Here is a 25,903-nt window from a genome sequence, read left to right on the forward strand (position 1 = left end):
AGGCGGGATAGAAGTTATCCACGAGCGGTAAAAAGAAGGCCCAGTCGCTACGCGACTAGGCCTTCAAAAAGGTATTAAATGCTTCTTAACTTACAAGCATTAGCCTAATAGGCTGCTTATTGATAAAGGGTTAACTAAGTTAGATTAGTTTTTCCAGTCATTCAGCTTGAATGTCAGCGTATGAACGTCATTTTTTAGTTCCATTGAATCTTTCGTCAATGTCATATCGCTCCAATCTGATAGGGTCTGTGAGAATGCCTGTTCTACGTCCATAAGGTCACCAACACACATCTTCATTGTCATGCCCATTTTTTCAATGCGGAACTGGTTATCTTTTAGTTCTGCTTGGCCAAAAAAGTTGTTACAGCCAGCGTTACCGTTTGCTGTCATTTTTTCGCCAACTTCTAGTCGTGGTGCAGATTGGCGACCTTCTAATACAAGGTCTTTACCATCAATACTTACAAGTTCCCAATTATGGTGTTGTAGGTCTTGAGCTGTAATTTGTTTCACATCGTCACCATTGCTTGCGCATGCTGTTACCACAAGAGGGAGAGTAATTGCTGCAAGTAACATTTTTGGACTAAGCTTCATAGTAAATCAACTCCGGTAAGTAATAGATAAGTCATCGTGATGACTTTGATGGATGCAGTATAGTAAAGCAACCACTATTTTTGTCAGCGGTAAGTCATAGTTTGGTATGAATCACAGTTTGAAAGCTATTGATAAACATCCAGTTATAGATAACTTACAGTGGTTTAAAGACAGCCTTTTAAGTGAGAGATGACTTGGAGCAGCTTGAATTTTTCACCGTACAAAGCCCTTGTGTAGGCGTATGCACAGTAGATGATAAAGGCTACTGCAAGGGGTGCATGCGCAAGCGAGAAGAACGGTTTAACTGGCTGAATATGACACCTACGGAGCAGCTTCACGTGATCAAGCTTTGTCGTCAGAGATATCTTCGCAAGATGAGATCCAACCGAAACCAACAGGCCGATGTCTTACAACCTAATGATCCTCAACAGGATCTTTTTTGATCACGACTTCTTTACATCTTATGAGCCTTGTTCTATACCTCTAATATTGCGTACTGTATATTGAGGTGTAATATGGATATGCGAACATCCACCAATCCTTGTATTGGCGTGTGCCAGGCGAGTGAAAACGGTCAATGTTTAGGTTGCGGTAGAACGAGAACAGAACGTTACCAATGGTATCAACTAAGCGAAGTTGAGCAGAGAGAGATTCTATCAAAGGCTGATGTTAAACCGCTCTCTGTAATATCAGATCCTAGGTGATTACTTCGATCCCCAATGATCGCTTACCCAGCCGCCAGCGGATTCGTCAAAATGACTACCTGAAAAGCGTTGATTGAGTTCATTACCTCTATCATCGTGTGACTTGTCATCGATTAGATGTTGAATGTAGCTAGCCATAGGATCCCCACTCTTCAGCCGCTCTTGGCGTGTGGCGACTTCTTTAATTACTTGTAGGCGATATGAATTGCTGGCGCGTTTCATTGGGAGATCCTTATGGTTATGACACTAATATGAAAAGTTAGAAGTGGATAAGGTAACCGTCAATATAGATTGGTGAAAATTTACTCAAAAAATAGTGCTGAGCTATTCCTTGCGACTCTTATTTATATTCCAACTGTTTCTAATTGACTGATTCAAAACAGCTATCGACTAGAGCAACGCCAATAAGAGTGAAATAAAAAATTCATACGATCACAATCTTCATCTTTGATGGTCAACCGCATATTACCATCTTCTCTTCGAGACAATTTTCTTGAGGTGACACCCCTCTGTATGTTGATGAATTGTATAGAGTAATTGCTCTATTTTGGTCGTTTGTTAATTATTTTATGGTACACCATTTACTCTTATTGGAACTTCTGTACAATGCGCGCAATACGCCGTATGGAATAGGCAATAGTCACCATGGAAAGGTAAAACATACAGTTACGGGTTATTCCATGTACAAGAACTTTACCTTCGCTCAGTCAGCTCTTTTAGTTGGCGCTGCTCTTCTCTCTACTCAAGCCAAGTCTGCTGGTTTCCAAATTGTCGAACACTCTGCTTCAGGCCTTGGCCGTGCATTTGCAGGTGAGGCGGCGATTGCCGATAACGCTTCGACACTCGCGCGCAATCCAGCTTCCCTAAGCATGTTAGAAAGCGCTAACTTTACTTCTGGCATTTCATTCATCGATCCAGATGTGCAGGTTCAGTTTCTCGAAATAGCAGGTAACGGTGGATTACAAAACTCAGCCTATGAAGATGAAGCTGCACCAACCGCATTAGTGCCAAACGCCTTTTACAGCCGTCCAATCAACGACAAGTGGACTTGGGGTATGGGGGCTTACGCAGACTTTGGTTTGGCGTCAGATTACAGTGACACGGTTAATGAAGAGTTTGGAGAAATTGCTGGTGATACAGCTGTCTCAGTAATTAACCTTAACAACTCTCTTGCGTACGAAGTAAATGATTCATTAACTCTAGGCGTTTCTGCGAGCATCTTACTTGCTCATGCTGAATTAAATCGCTATTCGAACCTCGCTTCAGTGGCACCTAATTATGATGGAAACCTTGTTTCATCTATGAAGGGCGATGGTATTGGCTTTGGTTACAAAGTCGGTGCGCTCTATGAGTTAAATGAAAACCATCGCTTCGGCATTGCTTACACGGGTGCAAGCGACATTGATATGGAAGGTAAGTTCTCTGGTCTTCAGCTTAACTCTCCGGAAGGCGATGGCACATTCCACTACTTTACCGATATTGATGGTGAATTAACACTCAACCTACCTTCGATTCTTGAGTTGTCAGGCTATCACCAACTCAACGAAAAATTCGCAGTGCATTACAGCTGGGTGATGATCGGTTGGAGCTCATTCCAAGAGATCTTTGCACAATCAGTAGGCCAAGAGTGTAGCAATGGTACAGATGGCGATCGCGAGTGTCTGCGTAAAGAAGAAGGATGGAAAGACTCTAATCGTTTCTCTGTCGGTGCTACGGGTAAAGTGAACGAAGATTGGACTGTTCGTTTAGGTTGGGCCTTAGATCAAACACCGACAGATCAACATGTTACAGCCTCAATCCCTGACTCAGAACGTACTTGGATGACCGCAGGTACCACTTACCAGATGGATGCTCATACGTTTGATTTTGGTATCGCGTACATCAAAGGTGAAGACGGTGAAATCCATCAAGAAGATGGCATGTACTTCAGCGTAGAAAAATCAACTGCGATGATTTACTCGGCACAATACTCTTACAATTTCTAATAACTGCATGGCTCTGTCAATGCGGGGCTATTAGAGACAAAATAATGAAACTAAATACTCTTTCTAAATCAGTGCTGATGGCGATATCAGCACTCATGCTTGCTGCGTGTGGTTCAGATGACTCAGATGAAGGTAATACCCATAACCTAGGACCTGCGACTCTAGAGATTGGTACCTATAATGGTTCGACAATTGCTGATACCAAGAATATTCCTATTCCGAATGACTTGTACATCTACGAAGCAAAAGATACGAGCCAAAAAATTGACCCAGAATTTTGGGAATTAGAAACTTACGCAGACACTCACCACTTCCAAAACTGTACTGCAGACACCAATGACACTAAGTGTTCATTAACTGAAATCGATGGTTGGTCAACAACGGCACCGTTTACAATCCCAGTTTCAGGTGACGTAACTAGTATTGATCTAGCAACATTGGTTGAGGGCGTGAAACTATTCAAAGAATCAAACCAAGATGGTGATAAGGCAGCGATTGGAGCACTCGAAGAAGTCACTTACCGCGAAACGTTTGAAGATGTCGTAGTAGGCGAGCAAGCGTACACAGTTCGCGTTACAAGCTTCGGAGCTATCCAGGTGCTTCCATTGAGTCCGCTTGATCCTGAAACAACGTATGTCGTCGCAATTACGTCAGATCTGAAAACAACGGACGGTGAGACTATTTTAACCAATGGTGGTTACGCCGACCTTAAATCTGCCCCGACGGCTGTAGAAAACTCAGAAGCATACATATACGACAAAGCATTTGCGGACCATACAGCCAATGTCGAAACAGCGCTAAATCTCGACGGTGTGCTTTATGCGGCGAGCTTTACGACGCAGAGTGTGGGACTAGATATTGATTCTACTGGTACAAAAGTGACACTAACAGTAGATTCTAGCAACACGCGCAGCTTTAAACTTGGTGATATTACTAACCCTGGCCTCGTCGTTGATCCAACAAATTGTGGTGATTCAGCTGGACAGGTAGATTGTGTGAACAAGGCTTCAAGTACTCTCCGCAAAAAGATCGAAGTAGATTTACCTTACTACTTTGAGCTATCAACTGTTGATGGAAGTAACTGTAGTGCGGATGTAGCAAACTTTACCCAAGCGCAAGAGTGGTTTGAGTTAAATGGTGCTAACTCACATTACGAGTCTTATCTTTATACAAAAGACAATTGTGACAATCTCTTCTCTAGTTGGGATGGAAATACTTCTGAAGTGATTACTTCAGACATCAATGTGGTGTTCCCTCATGATTATGATGGTGTGACTGAATTACCTGTAGTGATCTTTATTCATGGTATTACAGCGGTAAAAGAGCTTGGTAATGGCGGTATGTTGATCTTGGATAACTTCCTTCAAGAATACATTGCTGATACCGGGTTACAAGGACACCTTGTGATTGCAATGGACCATCATATGCATGGCAGTCGCGCATATGACTTCAATGGAGATGGAATCGCTGAAGTGAATGCAAGTGCATCAGTTCGTGGTCTGTACCCAGGAAACGATAATGCAGATGTTAAGAACTTCTTAAAAGCAGACGCTCTACTTACGTCACGAGATAACTTCAGACAAGCTGTGGCGGATGTGATCAATCTACGTACTGGTTTATCTAGTGCAACGTTGAGTGAAGTGAAGATTGATACTGACAATGTAAAACTTGTCGGCCATTCAATGGGCGCCATCATCGCAGCAACGGCTACGGGGATCCTAAACAGTGATTCAGAATCAACGAATGATATATCTCGCACTGTTCTAGCGAACCCAGGCGCTGGTATTGCAGGTTTAGTGTTTAACTCTACATGGCTTGGTAAAGACGAAGTTCCGCCTTCAATTAAACTAACGGATGATTTCCAAGATCGAGTAAAAGAGAAAGTCGAAGAGCGCACGGGCGAATCACCTCGTGATCTACTGGCTTGGGCACAAGCGAACAAAGCAACATATGATTCAATAGTGGCTGAAATCGAGCCTGCGTTTATGTCTGAGTTCCAATACTTGATCCAGTCGGTTGTTGATACCGTTGATCCATTGAACTACGTTGATGTGTTAAAGCAATCTAATGTTTTATCGATCACAGTAGACGGCACGATTGAAGACGGCATTAAACCATCTGAAAATAACGAAGTGGTGACGACGGGTGATCAGACGGTTCCAGTTAAGATTGAACTTGATACACACACCATGTTTGAACGTTGTAATGGTTTAGATACAGAAGAGTTTGGTGCTCAAGCGCGTTGTGCTTTAGGTACAACAGATCAAGCTTATTACGAGTTGAACTTAACAGAGTTCCCGTTAGCAGGTGCTTACCCACTAGAGACTCTGATCGGCATGGAAAACGTAAAAGGCAATGGTAATGCTCCTTTGGTTTACTCTCGTCTTTCTGTTGGTACACACAACATTGGTGTCGGGACTATGACTGAGACAACCGCAGCTGAAGGCAACGCAGATTCTGCGTTAGTTGGTAAAGCTGCTGCACTAGTGGCTGACCAAGCGGCGAAGTTTGTTGCTGGTGAAGATGCTTACAACGTTGTAAACAACGACATTATCAAGTAGTCATTATCAAGCTTCACAAACAAAAAGACCTCGCTAATGTGCGAGGTCTTTTTATATCAGAAACCAGCTAATTACTTAGCAAAGTTCACAATAGGGAAACAAGGTAGGAAGCCGTTGTCTGCACAGTTGATAAGACCAACTTGAACACCTTCAATCTTAGCCGTCTTATTAAAGATACCAACTTGAACCGTTGACTCGCTGGATAGGTTCACAGCGCCAACATCGACCATAGTGTCGCCTTCCGAATAGTTCACAAAGCTCACGTTCGCGCCGTTTACGTCATTGGTAACGTTCACTGCACCAAGGTTCACACCCGTTGTTTTACCTTCATTCCAGTTGAACAGACCGAGTGATGCGCCCGTCATCTCTTGGTTGATCTTCGAAGCGCCGAAGAAAAGACCAAAGTTAACACCCGTCGTTACGTCAGACTCTGACATACCAACAATAGCGAAATCCACACCTTTAAGCGTGTCAACTTTACCGTGAAGAGCTGCAAGGCGAACACCGCCTACGTTTGCATCATCAGGTGCGTTGAAGTTGTTGATAGAAGAAAACATTACTGGTGTTGAGGCAACCGCGACAGAAGATGCGAATGCGGTTGTAATAGCCACTGCGGTAAGAATTTTTTTCATGATAATAGCTCCAAGGATTATTCCATTTACCCGTTTGAGAATCAAAATCAAACCCAAAGGATACTTTATTAGTATAGTCAGTATCTTAGATGTGAATGATGGTGATTCAGTTACTATATGCTGACTTGTAAGATTGAGCAAGCAATAGAATATGGGTCGCAATTAATAAAAAAAGCTCGCATAGTGCGAGCTTTCTCAATGGGGGCGAGTTTATTGGCTAGTGTTAACACATCGATCGTGCGTTATGTATTCGTCTGCCATTAACTGTCCTCGGCTATTACGTATCTTAATCCGATAACTAAGACCCATTTCAAGGTTGTTTTTTGTGTCAGGGGTCGTGCAGTAAGTATTGATGCTTTGTCTGAGCATTACCGCTGTTGGTTTAGCGCCTCTAGCGTCGTCGTTATAGACCATCATAATTTCAATGGTAGAGCCTTTTGAATTGGCTCTCATGATGGAAAGTGGTCCAGCCTCAAGCGGAAGTTCAGCCGACAACAGACCAGCACGGTTGCTCGCTACCAATTCCAACTGACGCTCTTTTTCAGCCGTTGCTGAAGAACAGCCGACGATAACGGCAGTGAGTGCGACCAAGCCAAGGGCTTTTAGCTTGCATTTATTCATTAGAACACTTTCTTAAACGGTTTTACGATAACGTTCGCGTAAACACCCGCTTCGATATAAGGATCGGCGTCTGCCCAAGATTGTGCTTGCTCTAAAGAATCAAACTCAGCAATCACCGTTGAACCAGTAAATCCAGCTTCACCTGGGTTATCAGAATCAATGGCAGGCATTGGGCCAGCTGTTAAGAGGCGACCTTCATCTTGAAGTTGCTGCAGGCGTGCTAAGTGAGCAGGGCGTACACTTAGGCGTTTTTCAAGTGAGTTTTCGACGTCTTGTGAGAAAATGACATACCACATGTTCAGATATCCTTATTTAGAATCGATAGATGTTTGGCTACTCTACCTTAATATCGCTAATTGAAAAGCCAAAATAGAGTCAGAATTCGAACTTCATCATTGAGTTATTGCACTGGTCGAGGTTTACCTTCTGAATCAATCGCTACGTAATTGAAAGTGGCATCACACACCATGAAGCGATCTTCCAATCCATGTTCTTTGACCGGCTTAACCCAAACTTCTAGGTCAATGCTCATTGATGTACGTCCAATCTTGGTACATTCACCGTAGCAGCAGACGACGTCACCAACGCGAACCGGTTTTTTAAACGTTATGCTTGAGACAGATACGGTCACGATGCGCCCTGAAGATATCTCTTTGGCGAGAATACCGCCGGCCAAGTCAAGCTGTGACATGATCCATCCACCGAAGATATCTCCGTTGGCGTTAGTATCTGCTGGCATTGCTAGGGTTCTGAGAAGGAGTTGTCCTTTAGGTGTATTCATTTCTTGGCTCATTATTGACATCTGACACAAACAAAACAGCGACCAAGATGGTCGCTGAAAAAATACATTGTAACAAAACTGAGCCTCCATTCGCTAGGCTTGGAAGTTTTGTGTGTCTGCTTGTGCTGTGGTTTGGGCAATATTTACTGAATGAGCTTCTTCCAGTCTTCCAGATAGCCCTCGCTTCGTAAATTATCAACGGCAAATCTCAACTCGTCGTCGCTCATTGCAAAACAGCTCGACTTGCCAGTCATACCATTGAGGTATTCGTGGTACTCCAATTCAGTAAAGTGACCAATACGGTCAACGAGTAAACTTTTGATGCCATGGTGAATCAATCGATAATAAGTATGACGCTGAACTTCCATAACGTGCTCCTTACAAGAGGCTATCTGATGGTTACTTTTGCAGATTGCCGTTCAAGTTGCTTTGAATGATTAAAAGCATAATCGATGCCATGGGGTAAATTGACGCATATCGAAATCCAATATTGGACAGCATGTGCCTAAAAAGCATAAGAAAAGTCATTTTGATAAAAGAAACGCGTAATATCTGCGCAGAGACGTTTGGTCATTTTGAGAATCGAAATTGGAAAAAGATTGCCAATCCTTTGACTGGCAATCTGAACGCATTAATGAAGAGAAGGTTCTTTCAGTGCGGAGTTGAGGATTTTGCTGAGTGCTTCTTTTGTGGTTGGCTTCGACAAGCGCCCATTCATAAGCTCACTCATTCTTTCTATTTCTTTTTCGCCTGACTCCCCAGAGAGCGCAATAATAGGAATCGCGGGGTAGGATTGTCGAATAATGCTTGCTGCTTCAAAGCCGTCCATAACAGGCATCTGTATATCCATAAATACTAAATCAATTGGATTGCTCTGAATTATTTCGATAGCGACTTTGCCGTTGTTAGCGAGCACTACACCATAGCCAAGTTGTTCAAGGTAGAGTTTCACCAAGGTTCTTTGCACTTCTTTATCGTCGACGACAAGGATCATCTTAGACGCCGAGAAATCAAATGACAGTGGTTTGGCTAAGAGTGGTTCTTGGCTATCAGTCGGGGGTTGCTGTGTACCTTTTCCTTCCTCAGGCGAGACGCCAGAGTTGACGACAAGGTTGGTTGCAGGAAACGACAGCTTAAATTCTGTGAATTGACCTAGGACTGAGGTACAACTGATTGAACCGCCGAAAGAGGTCATAACACGTTGGCAGTATCCTAACCCAAGACCACTGCCACCACTCTTTTTATGGCTGAAGAAATCGTCAAATATACGAGATTGCAAACTTTCTGGGATGCCAGGCCCCGTGTCTCTAAATAGTACGTAGTTTTCAAACTTACCTTGTTCGGTCCTTATCTCTATTCTGCTGTTTGGGTAAGAATCAAAATAGTAGGTAGCGTTACGGAGAAGATTAAACATCACGAAGTTAAATAGTGTGTCGTTGATCTTTGCAATAAAGTTTTGCTCGAGATCGAGTGAGATTCGGGCTCTATCTGCGTTGTGTTCGAATCCGTAGAGCTCAATCGTAGAGCGAATGGAAGAAGAAATATCGGTAGGCTCAGTCGGCTCAAGTGCGAGAGAAGAGTGATTGACCTCTCTTAGGATGATATCAATTAATTGTTTGCCTCTATCAATCGCACGCTTGCCTTTGAGAGCATGTTCCCGAAGGGTATCGCTAGACGTGGTTGAGCTGATCAATTGGTAAATATTTTCAAACTCCAATTGTGCTTGAGCAAGAGGGTTTCGCATCTCATGGGCAATTGAGTTCGCGAGTGCTTGAGATTGTTTAATTTTCAGGTCGGCATTGATGTAGCCTTGTGCCTTTTTCAGCACAGATTGGAGTGCTTGAATCTCTTCACCAAAAAAGAGTCTGCCATTGTGTTTTTTACGAGCGATCAGTAAATGAGCCACATTGTTCGTTTGATCAAAAATTGGCAGCACCATTGCGATGTTGTTGGTGTCCATTTTCTGATAAAGCTTGCGTAAAGAGAGTACCTCTTTAGGGTTTTGAGTGTATGGGATTGTGTCTTCGATCTCTTCGAGTACCAGAACATTCGTTGGACTTTTCAAATACCTCGTATAGATCGGCTCATCCTGAATATTTGATACAAGCTGAATAGAGTCGCAGCTGACACCAAGAATAGACGCTATTTGTCCCAGAGGTTTATCAATGGACGTTTGAAAGCTATCAGCAAGGTTATAGATTCTACGCTGAGGCGAAAAAGAGTGATTAAACACAACCTCACTCGCTAGTTGTTTACTCATCTCATTCAACCACTTCCAGCAAATGCCCGTAAATGCTGCGGTCAATAGAATGATGCTAAGCGTACTTTTTGTGTTGGTCGCCTCAATAAAAAATAGAACAGGCAAACTGACCACAATCATAGAGATAGAGAGTGAAATGATTCGATAAAGGATATGACGACTACTATAGAAACGTGAAGTAACGAGCGCGTATCCCATCAGGAACATTTCAGAAATAGAGAGGGCGGGAGGGAGCCACGCCAAACTAAAGTCATTGTAAAAAATCGGAACAACGACATGGACCAACAGAGTTGACGTCATAAAAACGCTGATACCAAGCAGCATATAGATAGACTTGATCTGCTGGAGCGGTTTGGCGTTGCGAGCGTAGAGAATGACACAACGAAAAGACAGGCAGATAATACCCAGTACAATTAAGAAAAAGTAGGACGTAGACTCGCCAAAATGCAGGGCGAATTGGCCCGCTTCATCAATCGAGATACTCTTGATTATGTCGTAATTGAATAGATTTGCAGTGACAACCAATAGAGAGGCGATTGCCAGCATAGTTATCTCAATTTTGATGGTGTTAGGTCTAGCTAAATATAGACACACCAAATAAGCACAAGCAAAAGCCGAGTATGACAAAAGGTTGGCAGCTAGTGCAGCAGCAATACCAGCGTCTTCACCGAGATAGACCAGTAAAGGTGAATAAAAGTAGGCATTGCTTAGAATCCACCCCATGATTGATAGGGAGTAGCACAAGTAGGGGATTTTTATGTTCTGGAGGCGTGTGCTAGTGATCTGCTTAGTGGATTTATAGAAATAAACACTCCATTGCAGGACGATAAATGAAACGAAAGTGAGCATCAGAAATACAGGGTGTAGCTGAAGACCGTCCATAGAATCAAGCATTAGATACCTCTTGGTTACGCTCGCTGTTTTTCGCCATTTGTTTATACTGCCTAAAATCGATGGAAGAATATTTTAAGTGGAACTGTTCTACAAGCCACATTCCACGAAATGTAGGACGAGACTGATTATCTATGGTGTAACTGCCAGTGTCGATGTAGGTGTTTGAGCCCAATTGGGCATAAAAGTTCAAGAGCCAAGGGTTATCTATAATGGTGTAAGCACATTGATAGCCACTGTTGCTTAAACACTCTGCCATCTTTTTTTGCGCCAAATAGAGAAGATAAAGACGTTGCATCTTCTTTCCAGACGTCGTTAATCGTAATATCTCGCAAACGGAAGAGGGAGAGCTAACCTTGTTAACGCAATCACCGTCGAACATTTCTACACTCAGCACATGCTGCGATAGCGATTTAAAAGCGCCAGTTTGATTGATGAGGTTAATTGAGTGAGCGGATAGTTCGCATACCCAATGAGAGTGCTGAAAGAATGGGGTAAAGCTTAACCATTTATCGTGACGCGTCCAATCTGTGATCATGGCGCTAGCGGCCAAGCATGGGATTTCAGATTGGGCAGATTTATGAATCAGTATAAAGTGACAGTTTTCAGACGCTTGCTTTAACAGAGGTAGCATTTCAAACCAACGTTGTTCTAGTACAAATAGTTCAATATTTGCTAGGTAGATGGCATTACTTAACGAAAACGTCCCTGCTTTGTGTGGTGAAGATACGACAAGGCTACACGACTTGATGTTGTTAACAAGTAGGCCTTCATATTCGTCATCTAAGAAGGGCATGTCAGGCAATTCTTCAAAAGATTCGAGTTGGTGCTCTTTAATACACGCAAGCTCTGTATGAGCCCACATCTCAGACAAAGATCCGAAATGTTTTATCGCGACACGTTCTAATTGTTCATTCGTCGCTTTATCAGCATAAAGCGTAGGTATTCCCCCAATCTCAACGAGCTTAAGGTATTGCTCACTTTGGTAAAGGCAGCAGAGGCTTGAGTATGACGAGTCAGGTACTAACTTGAGCACTTCTTCTCGGCGAAGGTTGATCAGTGAACTAAATAGGCTGCGGAAGTCACCATTGCTTTGATAGTCCATTAACGTTTGTAAGAGTGCTTTTCGAGTCGAAGTTCGCAACTCATCTTCAAATAAACAAGCCGTTAGGGTATTGAGTAATCTCATCAATGTTAGCCAAAATCGTTCTTATATTTAGGTCGCCAGTAAGGTCTTTACTAGCTATATATCATTAATATGAATCTAGACAATTAGGTTACCATATGCCTATGCAGATTACTTGGTATCGTAATGGCTATTGAGTAAATTATTTACTATCAATAATGATTACTCGAGTGCTTTTTGTATGCAGTTCAATACCTTACTACTGTGATAATTATCATTTGGTGTTTAATTCCAGTAAACAAGGTACTGGTAAGCTAATATTCTAAATGCTGAAGCTCAATAATCGAAAATATAGTGGATATTCTGCTCAGAAAGACGGCTATCCCTTTGTTTTTGTGATGAAATAGTGTCCGTTCAATAAAAAAGTTGGCGAAAATCATAAGCTTGGCATACACTTTCCAAAGTAAAGCCGATAGGTTGTTGATTGGCTTAGCGAAATGTTTAGGTGCTGTCCTTGTGGTGGCAATGTTTAACACAGCTTTGAGGAAAGTTTTATGGCGCTCACAAAGGCCGATTTGGCTGAGAACCTGTTTGAAAAGCTCGGATACAGTAAACGGGATGCCAAGGATACGGTTGAGGCGTTTTTCGAAGAAATTCGTAAGGCACTTGAAAGTGGCGAACAGGTAAAACTGTCTGGATTCGGTAATTTTGATCTGCGAGACAAGAATGAACGACCAGGTCGTAATCCGAAGACAGGTGAAGACATTCCAATCAGTGCTCGTCGCGTAGTGACCTTCCGTCCAGGGCAGAAATTGAAAGCCCGTGTCGAAAACATTAAGGTCGATAGCTAAGTCTCAACGCAACAGTAGCACTTACAACGAGAAGTTGTATGGTAAGTTCTATCTGCTTTGACACTGACTTCTCTTAAAAAACACCCCAGCTCGTGCTAGGGTGTTTTTGTTTATAGACTTTAGAAAACCAGTCTTTAGAAAGCCAGTATTTAGGTAACGTGGTTTAGTCGCGCTTCCATAGGGCGTGGCAGAACTTGTGTTCTGGGTCACGACTGATCAGTAGGCGAGCAAACACATCGTCTAACACGTCATCTTCTTCATTGACTAGACCAACGCGAACTTCAGCGTAAACTTCTTTGTCTACCTCAAACCCAACGTGACCAGCCCAATCGTCGCCAGTTTCAACTAGCTCAGCTGCGCCACGCTCATCAAATTGAGCGGTGAATAGAATCACGTCAGCCGGTTCTAGGTTGTCAGGCGCCATCTCTAGAAAAATGTCGTATGCAGTATCGATTGCATCATCGTATGACATTAGCTCTGTCATTATGCGCGGCTCATGTATTTACGTTCAGTCGTATTAATGATGATGCGATCGCCAGTTGCAATGTACTCCGGTACTTGCACTGTTAGACCTGTCGAGAAACGTGCTGGCTTAGTACGAGCTGATGCAGAAGCGCCTTTGATTGACGGGTCTGTTTCTTCGATCACCAATTCAACTGCTGCAGGTAGCTCTAGGCCTACTGCGCTGCCGTTAACTAGGATTACGTGAAGACCTTTGATCTCTTCTGTAATAAATTGAAGTTCGTCTTCAATTTCGTCTTGTTTGAATGTGTACTGAGTGTAGTCTTCGTTGTCCATGAAGATGTACTCATCGCCATCAACATAAGAGAAAGAAGAAGCACGCTTGAACATATCAACCGTTTCAAGCACATCATCTGATTTGTAGCGTTCATCAACGCGAGCACCTGTGTTTAGGTCAGTACAACGCAGTTTGTAGATCTTTGCGCCGCCACGGCCGCCAGGAGTGGTTACTTCGATGTCTTTGATCAGTAGTGTTTTACCATTAGATTCGATAGCAAAACCTTTTTTAAGCTCACTTGCCTTTGGCATGAACAATTTCCTTCGTATGTTAGGGACTGCCAGCATTATATACCGAGCTTTTTAAGGAAGGAATATCTTGATTGATCTAACTGTGTGAGCGAACATTAGAGCAGTTTGTTCCAATAAAATTGTTACTAATCAGATGCATCTTTCGACTATCGACCCGAATCAACCATTTCAAACACACTATCAGCCAGCAATCACTGACTTAGTCAGCTATTTAAAGAATGGACTTGGCGACAATCTGCACAGTGTTTACCTATTTGGTAGTGTCGCAAGAAAGGCGGCCAAACCCGGACTATCGAATATCGATGTCATCGTCGTGACCCATCAAAACTTCTCTGATTTAAGAACGACGCTGTTTAACTCGATTAAATGGCGTTTTCAGAAAGCTTATCCTTTTATTACCGAAGTGACGTTCAAAACGGCTTTAGTAGAAGATGTGGCGAGTTTAGAGGGGATCCTTTCTTGGGGATTCCAGTTACGTCATTGCTCAGTCTGTGTTTTCGGTGAAGATCTTTCCGAGTGTTTTGGTGACTATGAGCCGAGTTGGGAAATTGCCAAACATTGGAATATGGATGTCGAAGACTGGGTAGCGGTTTATAGAAACCGAATCGCCCGTGCTGACAAAGATGAAGATCAGATTCGCGCTCAAAAAATTATTGCCAAAAAACTGCTTCGTGCGAGCTATTCGTTAGTGATGTACAAAGACAAACGCTGGTTTGATGATCCAGTTGAGTGTGGGCAAGGTTTCTTAAAATATTATCCAGAAAAACAGCAAGAGATAGAGCGATTGGGGATTCTGCTCTCTGGGCGATTGATTCCCAAACGTTCAGTTGTTGGGATATTGGATGGATTTGGTGAATGGTTGGCTAAGCAATATAAGAAAACCGAATTTCGCATCGGTTGAACCTAAAGCGGAGAGGACGAGTATTAGTGAGAAAAGCTATCTCGTCACAAATCAACCTAAACGAATGTGCTAGCTTTAATTAGGAAACGCTAAAAGGAGTTAGCATGCAGTCAGAATCAAGAAGCGTTAGCTTGGTTCCCCTTTCTATTTCAGTGTGGGCGAGTAAATACCTTGTCCCATCGTTTCAAGCGATCCGAGAAGGTATGGTGTGGCTTATACCTTGTTTGATGATCTCTTCGTTTTGTCTACTGGTTGCTTGTATGGGGGAATTTATCCTAGGGCATCGAGCGCCATGGGTTAATACCTTCTATTCGCTTCATGATGGTATCGCGAATTTTTTTCCTTACTTAATGACTGCGACCATTTCGTATGTTTTGGCGATGCGCTGGCGTTTGCCGCGTCCTCCTGTTGCGCTGCTATCCATTCTATTCTTAATTCTTATTGAACAGCTTATACCCGAGCAACAGACGATTCTGACGTTCCATATCATTATGGCGATTGTCACCCCGCTTTATGCGATTCCTCTGTTGGCTTACTTGTCTCGATTTCGCTTCTTACATTTGACCAATATTGATTCGGCAGGGCAGGTGGTTAAAGAGTCTCTCAATCTCGTTTTTCCGGCGATTATTACTTCCTTCGCAGTTATCCTTGTTGATTTAGTGTTGTTTGCGGGCATCGCGAATATTTCCTTCTTGTCTTTGATCTCTGTTGATTACGCCAATGACCCGACCCTGTTTGGTGTGACCTTTTCTGCGTTAAATTCACTGCTCTGGTTTATTGGTATTCACGGCTACTACGCTTTACTGCCGTTGGTGGAGTTATTACAAGAAGCGAGCAACTTAAACTACTCAACGGTACTGGCTGGTGGCATCAGTCAATATCATATGAACCTCTCGTTTATGGGGGCGTTTGTCTTTATTGGCGGCAGTGGGGCAACGCTTTCACTGGTGATCGCGTTGCTGCTCTTTTCAAAACAGAGAAGCTTTAAACTTATCGCGTTGGCAAGCATTCCCATTGGTTTACTCAATATCAACGAAATATTGTTGTTTGGGCTACCTATCATCTTTAATCCGCGCCTATTCATCCCATTTCTTCTGACCCCGATGGTCAATGTGATGATAAGCATGGGAGCGGTCTCTTTGGGTCTAGTGAGTTCCCCTAACGTTTCGGTGCCGTTTAATAGCCCGATTTTGATCAATGCGTTTATGGCGACCGATGGTGATTTGGCGGCGGTTGCTTTGCAATTGTTCAACATCGTCATTGGTGTGATGATTTATCTGCCTGCGGTGAGGTTCATCGACAATGAACGCAAAAAGCAGTCCATTCATATTAGCGCCTTGGATACGGATTTCTCACGCCTACAAGAAGAGGCACAAACACTGACTGATGATCCTATCGCCGAATTAATTAACCGTGAAAGAGAGAGTCAATTACTCACGCAGGAGATAAAGCTACTCAGTAGTCAGGATTTTTGTTTGGAGTATCAACCTCAGGTAGACCCTATAACAGGTAAGGTGGTTGGGTGTGAAGCGCTGATTCGTTCAGTTAACGAAAAAGGGCAGGTTCAAGCGCCCTACAAGTTTTTACCTTGGCTTGAGAAAGCCGGTTTGATGAAAGAGGTCGATTTATGGGTGGTCAAACACGTCATTAAAGATATGGCCTACATGCAAACACAGGGCGTGCTGACCAAAGTTAGCATCAATGTGACACCTGAAACCTTAGTGGACGAGGAGTACCTTTATCAGGTTGAACAGATGATAGAGCCCTTCGCTCGATACATTCATCTTGAGATCACGGAAGAGACCTTACTGGCGGACCCTGTAGTGTTAGTGAAAGCGTTTAACCGCCTACATCAACTTGGGGTGAAGCTTCATATTGATGATTTTGGTACAGGTTACTCTTCATTGAGTTACCTTAATCAATTTGATATCGATTGCATCAAGATCGACCGTTCTTTCGTGCTTGCACTCGACAGCGACAAAGGGCAGAAAGTGTTTCGCAGTCTATTTTCATTCGCTGAACAGCTAAACCTGAGTGTGATTGTCGAAGGGGTTGAAACCCAAGATCAACTTGACCACATTCCAAGTGACTTTCCTGTAGCAATACAAGGTTGGTACTACGCCAAATCGATGCCGCTTGATGATCTTGTTGAGTTTGTGAACGCCTAGTTTTAGAACAAGCCGAGCTGAGGTTCGCTTAACGTCGCAAAGTCGATACCAATAAATGGGAGTATCGCTTCTGCGACAGGCTTTAACTGCTTATCAATGTAGTGCTGATAATCAATGGCGTTCTTTTGATATTCCTTTGGCTCAGGACCAGAAATGGTGATCACGTACTCGATCCTACCTTTATTTTGGTATTGAAGCGGGCGACCAAGCTTTTCATTGATCTCATCAGCCATACGAGCGGCTCGAACTTGTGGCGGAATGTTCTTTTGGTACTCGTGCAGTTTGCGACGAAGGCGTTTTTGATAAACCAATTTATCATCAAAGTCACCCGTTTTGGTGCGTTCTACAAACTGACGGACATAGTCACTTGGATTTTCATCGTGGAATACCATTGAATAAAGTTGTTGCTGAAACTCTTGTGCAAGTGGTGTCCAGTCAGTTCTGGCACTTTCAAGTCCTTTAAACACGATACGCTCTTGTTTACCTTCGCCGATAAGGCCAGCGTAGCGTTTCTTCGAACCTGTCTCTTGACCACGAATGGTCGGCATCAAAAACTTACGATAGTGGGTCTCATACTCAAGTTCCAAAATGGAGTTTAGGTTGTACTCTTGACGAAGGTGATTCGCCCACCACTCATTGATATACGCCACAAGCTCTAGGCCGATTTCGTCTGCTTGAGTTTGGTTAAATTCACCATTTAAAGAGACAAAGGTAGAGTCTGTGTCGCCATAAATTACCTGATAACCTTTGGCCTCAATCAGCTTTTTGGTTTGCTTCATGATCTCATGTCCGCGCATCGTAATACTGGATGCAAGACGGGTATCGAAGAATCGACAGCCAGACGAGCCGAGTACTCCATAGAACGAGTTCATGATGATCTTGATGGCTTGGGAGAACGCTTTCTCATTGTTCTTTTTTGCAACGTCACGCGCGGCCCATAAATGTTCGATCATCTGGGGTAGGAAGTGACGAGAACGGTGGAATTGACCACCTCGGAATCCAGGTACGGCTTCATCATCGCCACAGCCAATATCTTGTTGTAAGCCCTCAATCAATCCCATTGGATCGATCAGAAAGCTCCGAATAATAGAAGGGTATAGACTCTTAAAATCGAGCACCAAGACCGAATCATACAGATCAGGGATCGAGTCCATCACATAGCCACCGGGGCTTGCTAACCAATTTTCAGGGTGAAGGTTAGGTGCTACATACCCTGCGCGATGTATTTGAGGTAGGTATAGATTGGTAAAAGCAGCAACTGATCCGCCAACACGATCAAGCTCAACCCCTGTGAGTTTTGAACGTTCAATCGCAAACTCTAGTAGGTGAGTGTGAGCGAATATCTTGTTAACCAGCACACAATCTTGCAAGTTGTACTTAGCGAGTGAGGGTTTATCAGAGCGGAACATCTGATTGATTTCTGCCATCCGGTCGTGAACGTTGTGAATCTGTTTGCCTTCACCCAGCAGTTCTTGCGAAACGGACTCCAATGACCAGCTACGAAAATGGTAGGTTGCGGTTTTTAGCGTATCAATACCATCCATCACGACTCGGCCAGGAATTGAGATAAATCCTTGCTGCGTGGTATTGGAGGTGCGGAAGAAGCTGGCTTGGTTTCCTCGGCCGATCATCAACTTTATCTGGTTCCACTCGGCACGTTTATGTAACAAGCGAAAATCGAAGTCGATAACATTCCAGCCGACAATGACATCAGGATCAAACTGGTTAAACCATCTCACCATCGCTTGAAGCAGCTCTTTCTCATTCTTTACCCACTCAATAGGGGTCTCTGCAGGCTCCGGTTCACCTATCATGATCACACGACTGTCCATCGGGCTATCTAAGCCAATGGAATATAAAACGCCTTTCTCTGAACACTCGATGTCTAAGGAAACCACGTTGAGCTTAGGCGTGTAACCGCCCTGACGACATTTTGCGTCGTTGTATCGTTGGTAGGTGCCCATTGATGTTGCATCACCGGTAAACTCGATACTGCCTTGAACAAAACGCTCCATTAGAAAGCGGTCGGCGAGTCGAATGTCATCTTCAAGCACAGTGATGTCATGTTGCTTGAGCAAGTTGCTCAAGGTCTGAGATTGCTTGGTTGTTGTGGTGTAACAGGCAGCAAGTGGTTCTAGATCAAAGCTAGTCAAAGCGAGAGGCTTCCACTCCACGGCGAGACCATTGCTGCTCGCGAGCAGTTTGGCTTGTTCAAGCGTTGTTTGATGGATGAAAAAGACCGGCTTTTCACCGCTAATCAGCAGCTGAGTAGGCCCTTGTTCCGTAGAGAGCCAAAGATCAATTTGAGTACTACCTTTAACATCGCGAGCTTGTCGAGTGAGTAAGAAACCGTTTTGAATAACCATGATGAACTAGATAAATGAAATGGTGCAGAAATATCTACAGCCCCTAGATTAACATAGACGAATAAACATAAATAGAAGCGGATATCTCTACCTCTTTTGAACAGTCTTAAACATGTTGAATTGGCATGAAATGAGTCATAACTTATTGATTAAAATCTTATTTGCAATTTAAGTGGCATATCTGAAAATAAGTACTTGCTAATCTTCGCGTTTCAGCACATATTCAGTGTAAGCAAATTTTTGTGAATTAAGTTAAACTAGGCAGCGATGCTGTAAACCACAATAGTGGGGTGCAGAGCCAAAGTAATAGTGTGGAGATACAAGTTTGATAAATGTTTTCCTTGTAGATGATCACGAGCTGGTTCGCACAGGGATACGACGTATTATTGAAGACGTCCGTGGAATGAACGTAGCAGGGGAAGCTGAAAGCGGTGAAGAAGCAGTAAAGTGGTGTCGTAGCAACCATGCTGACGTCATTTTAATGGATATGAATATGCCGGGTATTGGCGGTCTTGAAGCGACCAAGAAGATCCTGCGTTTTAGTCCTGATGTTAAAATCATCGTTTTAACTGTTCATACGGAAAATCCGTTTCCAACTAAAGTGATGCAAGCAGGTGCCGCAGGGTATCTGACTAAAGGCGCTGGCCCAGATGAGATGGTCAACGCAATTCGTATGGTGAATAGTGGTCAACGCTACATTTCACCAGAGATCGCTCAACAGATGGCACTAAGTCAATTTTCTCCGGCATCGGAAAACCCATTTGCCGATCTGTCAGAGCGTGAACTGCAAATAATGATGATGATTACTAAAGGACAAAAGGTGACTGATATTTCTGAGCAGTTAAACCTAAGCCCTAAAACAGTAAACAGTTACCGTTACCGTCTGTTCAATAAACTAGACATCAGTGGCGATGTTGAATTGACTCACTTAGCGATTCGACACGGTATGATTGATACGGAAACTTTGTAAGGCATCTTTAATATCACAGTTCTACAAAGCCAAATAATGGTATTGGTATGACCCAATTCGATTCGGCTTCTTTTCTAAAGACAGTGACTAATCAGCCCGGTGTTTATCGAATGTATAACACCGAGGCTGTTGTCATTTACGTCGGTAAAGCCAAAGACCTCAAAAAACGCCTCTCTAGCTATTTTCGTAGCAAAGTCGATAGTGAAAAAACACGCGCATTGGTAAGTAATATTGCCAAAATTGATGTGACTGTGACGCACACTGAAACAGAAGCGTTAATTCTAGAACATAACTACATCAAGCAGTATCTACCGAAATACAACGTGTTGCTGCGTGATGATAAGTCTTATCCATATATATTCGTGAGCGGTCATAAGCACCCAAGACTTTCGATGCATCGTGGCGCGAAAAAGCGCAAAGGGGAGTACTTTGGCCCTTATCCTGATTCCGGCGCTGTTCGTGAAACCTTGCACTTGCTGCAAAAGATCTTTCCCGTAAGACAATGTGAAGACACCGTTTATGCCAATCGTACTCGACCATGTTTGATGTATCAGATTGGGCGTTGCGCCGCACCATGTGTGAGCAGTGTTATTTCAGACCAAGAGTATACCGAGCTGGTGGATCTGGTTCGACTGTTCTTACAAGGCAAGGATCAGCAGGTTCTAACATCACTGGTTGAAAAAATGGAGCAGGCGAGTCAAGCGTTAAAGTTTGAGGATGCCGCTAAGTTTCGCGATCAGATTCAAGCGATCAGGCGTGTTCAAGAGCAACAGTTTGTTTCTGAAGACTCAATGGATGATATGGACGTTCTCGGTTTTGCCCAAGAGAATGGTATCGCTTGTATTCACATCTTGATGATTCGCCAAGGTAAAGTACTCGGCAGTCGTAGCCACTTTCCTAAAATTCCGAATAATACAACGCAGCAAGAGGTCTTCTATAGCTTCTTGAGCCAGTACTATTTGAATCACAATGAGGCGCGTACTGTGCCGACTCGCATTATCCTCAATGAAGGTCTTACCGAAGAGACACAACCCCTAGAGGAAGCGTTAACGGGTATCGCAGGGCGCAAAGTACAGTTTCACATCAACCCGACAGGAACACGTGGGCGTTACCTGAAACTATCAAACACTAACGCACTCACGGCGATTACGACCAAGATCAACCATAAGATGACAATCTCGCAGCGTTTTAAAGAGCTAGGCGAGCTGCTTGATATTGAAACGATTACTCGTATGGAATGTTTCGATATCTCTCACACAATGGGCGAGAGCACCATCGCCTCATGCGTGGTCTTTAACCAAGAAGGCCCAGTGAAGCAAGAGTACCGCCGCTACAACATCACAGGAATCACAGGGGGTGATGATTACGCTGCGATGGGACAAGCGTTAGAGCGCCGTTACTCGAAACAGTTAGATGTCGAGAAAATCCCAGATATTGTCTTTATCGATGGTGGTAAAGGTCAATTAAACCGCGCGCACGAGATCATCTCTCACTACTGGGGAGATTGGCCTAAGCGCCCGCAATTGATAGGTATTGCAAAAGGGGTCACTCGCAAACCAGGTTTGGAAACTTTGATTACCGTAAGTGGTGATGAGTTTAACTTGCCAAGTGATGCGCCTGCTCTTCACCTAATGCAACATATTCGAGATGAGAGCCACAATCATGCAATTGCTGGACATAGAGCGAAACGTGGTAAAACCCGTAGAACCAGTGCTTTAGAAGGTATTGAAGGGGTAGGGCCGAAACGTCGTCAGGCATTGCTGAAATACATGGGCGGTCTGCAAGAACTCAAGAGAGCAAGTGTAGAAGAAATCGCCAAAGTGCCGGGTATCAGCTTTTCTTTGGCAGAAAACATTCATCAAGCATTGAAACAATAAGAAAAATCCCGCACCATAAGAGCCCTGTTTGAAGCACCAAATAGAGCAATACGCAAACAAAAAGAGCCTTTTAAAAATATGCGTTTAAATATTCCAAACATCTTGTCTTTGTTGCGACTTTTCTTAATTCCAGTATTTGTCGTTATTTTTTACCTTCCTTATAGCTGGTCTCCTTTTGCTGCAGCAATGGTGTTCTGGGTTGCGGGTTTTACCGACTGGCTTGATGGCATGCTGGCTCGTAAGCTGGGTCAAACCTCTCGATTTGGTGCCTTTATTGACCCTGTTGCCGACAAGGTTCTTGTTGCGACAGCGCTTATTCTTATCACCGAACACTTCCATAGCATTTGGGTCACTATCCCCGCAGTAACCATGATTGCACGAGAGATCATTATCTCTGCTCTGCGTGAATGGATGGCTGAAATTGGTAAACGTGCAAGTGTCGCGGTTTCATGGGTCGGTAAAGTGAAGACAGTTAGCCAAATGTTCGCATTATGGGTACTTATCTGGCGCTATGACGATTGGATGGTATGGCTTGGATTTGGTGCACTGTACATTGCAACATTCTTGACGTACTGGTCGATGGCTCAATACTTAATGGCAGCAAAAGACGACTTGTTGGCAGAAGAACATCACTGATTATGAAGCGGACATTTTGGTCCGCTTTTTTGTGTCTGTTATTTAAAGACCGCTTCGCCAAACTTTGTAATAAATACAGTTATCTCAACGATTTCTCTGATTTATTTGCTAAAAAACTGAGCAATATAGCCAGTTTTGAGTGTTAAATAGACAAACGATTTAAAAAATCAAAAATAGTGTTGACTCAGTAGGCCGAATCCGTAGAATGCATTCCGTACCCAAGAGGAACTAAGCGAAAGCTTAACCACTTAGGACAGCGAAGGCGCCTTGGCAGAGTGGCCATGCAGCGGATTGCAAATCCGTGGACCTCGGTTCGACTCCGGGAGGCGCCTCCATTCGCGACACTAGCTCAGTTGGTAGAGCGCAACCTTGCCAAGGTTGAGGTCACGAGTTCGAACCTCGTGTGTCGCTCCAAATTTTAAGATAGCGATTAGGCATAATCGATATCAAGATGGTGTTTTACTTACTTCAGTAAAAGGCATCGCAAATTTAGATTTGTGTGCCCTGGTGGTGGAATTGGTAGACACAAGGGATTTAAAATCCCTCGGCGTTCGCGCTGTGCCGGTTCAAGTCCGGCCCGGGGCACCATCTAACTCAAACTTTATGCGACACTAGCTCAGTTGGTAGAGCGCAACCTTGCCAAGGTTGAGGTCACGAGTTCGAACCTCGTGTGTCGCTCCAGTTAAAAAAGCCTCGATAGAAATATCGAGGCTTTTTTGCATTTAAAGCAAGCAGTTCATTCTACGTTCCTTTTTAGAACTCCATTCACTTCACTATTTTTACAGCTTGAGTACAAACTTTCACTAACTGAGAGTTGTGATTTTATTTACAGATCTAATAAAATGCTCTCGATTTATAAACAGTATCGTTCTTCGTAATCAGATAGGCAGTACATGGATAGTTTAAAGAAGTTTCTTAGTTTTCCCTTGGTTGTAAGCCTATTGATGACATTTGCAGTGAAAGCAGAATCGATTGCCTCGTTTCCTGAAGATTTTTTAAAGTGGCCGATAGTTAAAGAGTCGGTCAACTTGCCAGCTGATACTGTGCTTCCTCCTGATACATCCCTTTTCATTCAAGAATCTGTAAGAGCCTATAGTTGGATCAATAATGGTCAGGGCTCCCCCCTTACCATTCGTGTTAACCCAGATAAACTCGAACAATACAAGACACATGGTCCATACAGTGACGGTTTGACTGCTGTGGCGGTTTCGGAAGTCGAAGGGATTGTGTGGGTCACAGAACATATCGGTGGCGAAGCGGTGTATGGCAGTTACAACCGTCAAGGGGAAGACATCAGCCATACTCACCCATCTCTGCAACCAGCATTTTGCCAAAGCTGCCACAGTACCTATAAAGACATCTGTGTCAATGGGACCTGTGCAGAGCCCGTTTTAGATGTGTTCAGCGATCAGTAGATGAGAACAAACATACGTTCACTCCCATCCCGCCTTGTGGCAAAGTTATCGATCAATCAAATGCTGTTGGTCTCACACCTGTTTCTAGTTGTGATTCTAATTTCTGGCTTTAGTTATACACGCTACCAAAGTGAATGGCATCGTCATGTAGAATCTTCAGCCACCATAGCAAAGCTGACTTTAGCGCCACACATTTCGTTTTTATCAAGTTCAGTCGCTGGCGTGAACTACGCCAACTTGACCATGCCTTCAACACAAGAGATCCTTTCTTCGGTTGATGGCTTAGAGTTTCTCGATATCGTTGGCAAATCTGATTATTCAGGCCAGAGTGTCCATGTTCGTTACTTTAAGCGTTTAGAATACCTGTGGCGTGCCGATGTTAAAGAGGATGAACTTGATGAATTAGAAGCAAAGTTATCGGCCTTGAACGCTCAAATAGCGGCGACAGAGCAAAGTAACACCATTCGCCATAAGAAGCTGAAGTTCATCCACAATCGTGTTAGTCGAGAATACGACTCTCTTGCTGAAAGTCTTTTTGTGTCAAATAACACTTATGTTCCTTGGAAAAAACCTCAGCTGAATCAAGCTCCCTATTACTTAGACGAGGAACTCTGCACACTCAATGTCATCCTTCCGCTGAGGAACAAAAATGGTGGCGAGGTTTGGGCTGTGTTTGATGCCAGTGCGCTAACTGAATTACAGCACTCCTTGATCGAAGAGATTGTTGCCGAAGCGGTCGTTGCCTTAGCGTTATCACTGGTTCTGATAGGCTGGGTGACACACTGGATTGTTTCGCCTCTTAAATCCTTAGCCGACCACATGCGTACCGAGCACTCCCAAACGAATATTGTGAGTTTGAAAGAGCTCAACCGAGGGGACGAAATAGGCCAACTGGCAAGAGCGTATCAAGGTTTGCTAATCAAACTCGATAATCAGCTGACTATTCTCAGAACTCGTACCGACACGGATCCCCTGACTGGTCTTGGTTCCCGTTATAAATACTCTCGAACAGGAATTCCCTTTTTAAAACGCCACATCGCGAAAGGACATTATGTAGGGCTTGTGATATGTGACGTTGATAACTTTAAAGCATTCAATGATCTGTATGGGCATACTCAAGGAGACAATGCACTTTCTTCAGTTGGAGCTGCCATCAACGACATCGCACATGATAGCGACCTTGCGTTTCGCTATGGGGGGGAAGAGTTTGTGATTCTTTGTGCGCGAAAAGAGATGAACCAACTGATCCAACACACTGAGCTCCTACGAAGTAAAATAGCGGCACTTGAGATTAAACATGAAGGTAATCAACCTCATGGTCATCTTACGGTGTCAGTGGGTGGTGCAATAGCAACCCAAGATGATCTCGATAATGTATTCAATACCCATCCACAACTGCATGAGTCTATGTTTAACGTCGCGGATAAAGCGTTATACATGTGCAAGCAAAATGGGCGCAACCAAGTGACTTGGGCGAGCAATAAAGAGCTTGTTGAAATGGCATAGTGCGCAGAAGA

The 25,903-nt window shown here is 43.6% G+C and carries 24 protein-coding genes and 4 tRNA genes; 16 read left to right on the forward strand and 12 right to left on the reverse strand.

What is annotated here, in order from left to right; translation table 11 throughout:
• Window positions 1-144: 144 nt before the first annotated feature.
• Complete coding sequence (locus F0231_RS17750; RefSeq protein WP_171761035.1) at window positions 145-591, reverse strand: META domain-containing protein; 447 nt, start codon at window positions 589-591, stop codon at window positions 145-147.
• A 194-nt stretch (window positions 592-785) separates the two neighbouring features.
• On the opposite strand from F0231_RS17750, the gene F0231_RS17755 reads away from it, so the two are divergent.
• Together F0231_RS17755 and F0231_RS21265 are read left to right on the forward strand one after the other, a co-directional pair.
• Window positions 786-1,034, forward strand: coding sequence for a DUF1289 domain-containing protein (locus tag F0231_RS17755; protein ID WP_171761036.1), 249 nt, complete (start codon window positions 786-788; stop codon window positions 1,032-1,034).
• A 78-nt stretch (window positions 1,035-1,112) separates the two neighbouring features.
• Entirely contained in the window at window positions 1,113-1,295 is a 183-nt protein-coding gene (locus F0231_RS21265; RefSeq protein WP_367613486.1) for a DUF1289 domain-containing protein, read from the forward strand.
• Here the strand turns inward: F0231_RS21265 and F0231_RS17765 are convergent, their stop codons facing one another.
• A complete protein-coding gene (locus tag F0231_RS17765; protein WP_171761038.1) occupies window positions 1,296-1,517 on the reverse strand; it encodes a hypothetical protein in 222 nt (73 codons plus the stop codon).
• A gap of 458 nt (window positions 1,518-1,975) precedes the next feature.
• Between F0231_RS17765 and F0231_RS17770 the strand changes: the two genes are divergently transcribed.
• Both F0231_RS17770 and F0231_RS17775 read left to right on the forward strand, forming a co-directional pair.
• On the forward strand, window positions 1,976-3,280 hold the full coding sequence (locus tag F0231_RS17770; protein ID WP_171761039.1) for an OmpP1/FadL family transporter: 1,305 nt from the start codon (window positions 1,976-1,978) through the stop codon (window positions 3,278-3,280).
• A gap of 44 nt (window positions 3,281-3,324) precedes the next feature.
• Entirely contained in the window at window positions 3,325-5,841 is a 2,517-nt protein-coding gene (locus F0231_RS17775) for a hypothetical protein (protein WP_171761040.1), read from the forward strand.
• Window positions 5,842-5,912: 71 nt separating this feature from the next.
• On the opposite strand, the gene F0231_RS17780 is transcribed toward F0231_RS17775, so the two are convergent.
• From F0231_RS17780 to F0231_RS17810, 7 genes are all read right to left on the reverse strand, one after another.
• Window positions 5,913-6,473 carry a phaC PHA synthase gene (locus F0231_RS17780; RefSeq protein ID WP_171761041.1) on the reverse strand — a complete coding sequence of 187 codons (561 nt, stop codon included), beginning with the start codon at window positions 6,471-6,473 and terminating at the stop codon, window positions 5,913-5,915.
• A gap of 210 nt (window positions 6,474-6,683) precedes the next feature.
• Window positions 6,684-7,094, reverse strand: a complete 411-nt coding sequence (locus F0231_RS17785) for a GspS/AspS pilotin family protein (RefSeq protein WP_171761042.1) — start codon at window positions 7,092-7,094, stop codon at window positions 6,684-6,686.
• Complete coding sequence (locus tag F0231_RS17790; RefSeq protein ID WP_171761043.1) at window positions 7,094-7,390, reverse strand: YciI family protein; 297 nt, start codon at window positions 7,388-7,390, stop codon at window positions 7,094-7,096. The genes F0231_RS17785 and F0231_RS17790 overlap by 1 nt, the downstream gene beginning before the upstream one ends.
• Window positions 7,391-7,494: 104 nt before the next feature.
• A complete protein-coding gene (gene yciA / locus F0231_RS17795) occupies window positions 7,495-7,887 on the reverse strand; it encodes an acyl-CoA thioester hydrolase YciA (protein ID WP_171761044.1) in 393 nt (130 codons plus the stop codon).
• 131 nt (window positions 7,888-8,018) lie between these two features.
• The gene (locus F0231_RS17800) at window positions 8,019-8,243 is read right to left on the reverse strand and encodes a hypothetical protein (protein ID WP_171761045.1); all 225 of its coding nucleotides are present in this window, start codon (window positions 8,241-8,243) and stop codon (window positions 8,019-8,021) included.
• Window positions 8,244-8,506: 263 nt separating this feature from the next.
• Window positions 8,507-11,029, reverse strand: a complete 2,523-nt coding sequence (locus tag F0231_RS17805) for a hybrid sensor histidine kinase/response regulator (RefSeq protein WP_171761046.1) — start codon at window positions 11,027-11,029, stop codon at window positions 8,507-8,509.
• The gene (locus F0231_RS17810; RefSeq protein WP_171761047.1) at window positions 11,022-12,215 is read right to left on the reverse strand and encodes an acyl-homoserine-lactone synthase; all 1,194 of its coding nucleotides are present in this window, start codon (window positions 12,213-12,215) and stop codon (window positions 11,022-11,024) included. The genes F0231_RS17805 and F0231_RS17810 overlap by 8 nt, the downstream gene beginning before the upstream one ends.
• Window positions 12,216-12,706: 491 nt before the next feature.
• On the opposite strand from F0231_RS17810, the gene ihfA reads away from it, so the two are divergent.
• Entirely contained in the window at window positions 12,707-13,003 is a 297-nt protein-coding gene (gene ihfA, locus F0231_RS17815; RefSeq protein ID WP_171761048.1) for an integration host factor subunit alpha, read from the forward strand.
• A gap of 163 nt (window positions 13,004-13,166) precedes the next feature.
• Here the strand turns inward: ihfA and F0231_RS17820 are convergent, their stop codons facing one another.
• On the reverse strand, window positions 13,167-13,487 hold the full coding sequence (locus tag F0231_RS17820) for an HI1450 family dsDNA-mimic protein (protein WP_171761049.1): 321 nt from the start codon (window positions 13,485-13,487) through the stop codon (window positions 13,167-13,169).
• On the reverse strand, window positions 13,487-14,053 hold the full coding sequence (yeiP, locus tag F0231_RS17825; protein WP_171761050.1) for an elongation factor P-like protein YeiP: 567 nt from the start codon (window positions 14,051-14,053) through the stop codon (window positions 13,487-13,489). Before yeiP ends, F0231_RS17820 begins: the two co-directional genes overlap by 1 nt.
• Before the next feature lie 133 nt (window positions 14,054-14,186).
• On the opposite strand from yeiP, the gene F0231_RS17830 reads away from it, so the two are divergent.
• Both F0231_RS17830 and F0231_RS17835 read left to right on the forward strand, forming a co-directional pair.
• Window positions 14,187-14,954: a nucleotidyltransferase domain-containing protein gene (locus tag F0231_RS17830; protein WP_171761051.1), complete on the forward strand. Its 768-nt coding sequence runs from the start codon at window positions 14,187-14,189 to the stop codon at window positions 14,952-14,954.
• Window positions 14,955-15,058: 104 nt separating this feature from the next.
• Window positions 15,059-17,122, forward strand: a complete 2,064-nt coding sequence (locus tag F0231_RS17835; protein ID WP_171761052.1) for an EAL domain-containing protein — start codon at window positions 15,059-15,061, stop codon at window positions 17,120-17,122.
• 2 nt (window positions 17,123-17,124) lie between these two features.
• Here F0231_RS17835 and F0231_RS17840 read toward each other — a convergent pair whose 3' ends face one another.
• On the reverse strand, window positions 17,125-19,488 hold the full coding sequence (locus F0231_RS17840; RefSeq protein WP_171761053.1) for a DNA polymerase II: 2,364 nt from the start codon (window positions 19,486-19,488) through the stop codon (window positions 17,125-17,127).
• 325 nt (window positions 19,489-19,813) lie between these two features.
• Between F0231_RS17840 and uvrY the strand changes: the two genes are divergently transcribed.
• The 9 genes from uvrY (at window position 19,814) to F0231_RS17885 (ending at window position 25,892) form a co-directional block, all read left to right on the forward strand.
• The gene (uvrY, locus tag F0231_RS17845) at window positions 19,814-20,458 is read left to right on the forward strand and encodes a UvrY/SirA/GacA family response regulator transcription factor (RefSeq protein WP_171761054.1); all 645 of its coding nucleotides are present in this window, start codon (window positions 19,814-19,816) and stop codon (window positions 20,456-20,458) included.
• 47 nt (window positions 20,459-20,505) lie between these two features.
• Window positions 20,506-22,335 carry an excinuclease ABC subunit UvrC gene (uvrC, locus tag F0231_RS17850; protein WP_171761055.1) on the forward strand — a complete coding sequence of 610 codons (1,830 nt, stop codon included), beginning with the start codon at window positions 20,506-20,508 and terminating at the stop codon, window positions 22,333-22,335.
• Between the two features lie 78 nt (window positions 22,336-22,413).
• Window positions 22,414-22,971, forward strand: coding sequence for a CDP-diacylglycerol--glycerol-3-phosphate 3-phosphatidyltransferase (gene pgsA / locus F0231_RS17855; RefSeq protein ID WP_171761056.1), 558 nt, complete (start codon window positions 22,414-22,416; stop codon window positions 22,969-22,971).
• A 261-nt stretch (window positions 22,972-23,232) separates the two neighbouring features.
• A tRNA-Cys gene (locus F0231_RS17860) sits at window positions 23,233-23,306 on the forward strand.
• A 3-nt stretch (window positions 23,307-23,309) separates the two neighbouring features.
• Window positions 23,310-23,385: transfer RNA gene (locus F0231_RS17865), tRNA-Gly, on the forward strand.
• Window positions 23,386-23,472: 87 nt separating this feature from the next.
• A tRNA-Leu gene (locus F0231_RS17870) sits at window positions 23,473-23,559 on the forward strand.
• A 17-nt stretch (window positions 23,560-23,576) separates the two neighbouring features.
• Window positions 23,577-23,652: transfer RNA gene (locus tag F0231_RS17875), tRNA-Gly, on the forward strand.
• 263 nt (window positions 23,653-23,915) lie between these two features.
• On the forward strand, window positions 23,916-24,386 hold the full coding sequence (locus F0231_RS17880) for a hypothetical protein (protein WP_171761087.1): 471 nt from the start codon (window positions 23,916-23,918) through the stop codon (window positions 24,384-24,386).
• Window positions 24,387-25,892 carry a sensor domain-containing diguanylate cyclase gene (locus F0231_RS17885; RefSeq protein ID WP_171761057.1) on the forward strand — a complete coding sequence of 502 codons (1,506 nt, stop codon included), beginning with the start codon at window positions 24,387-24,389 and terminating at the stop codon, window positions 25,890-25,892.
• Window positions 25,893-25,903: the final 11 nt, after the last annotated feature.

Source organism: Vibrio sp. RE86, assembly GCF_013114545.1.
Classification (GTDB): domain Bacteria; phylum Pseudomonadota; class Gammaproteobacteria; order Enterobacterales; family Vibrionaceae; genus Vibrio.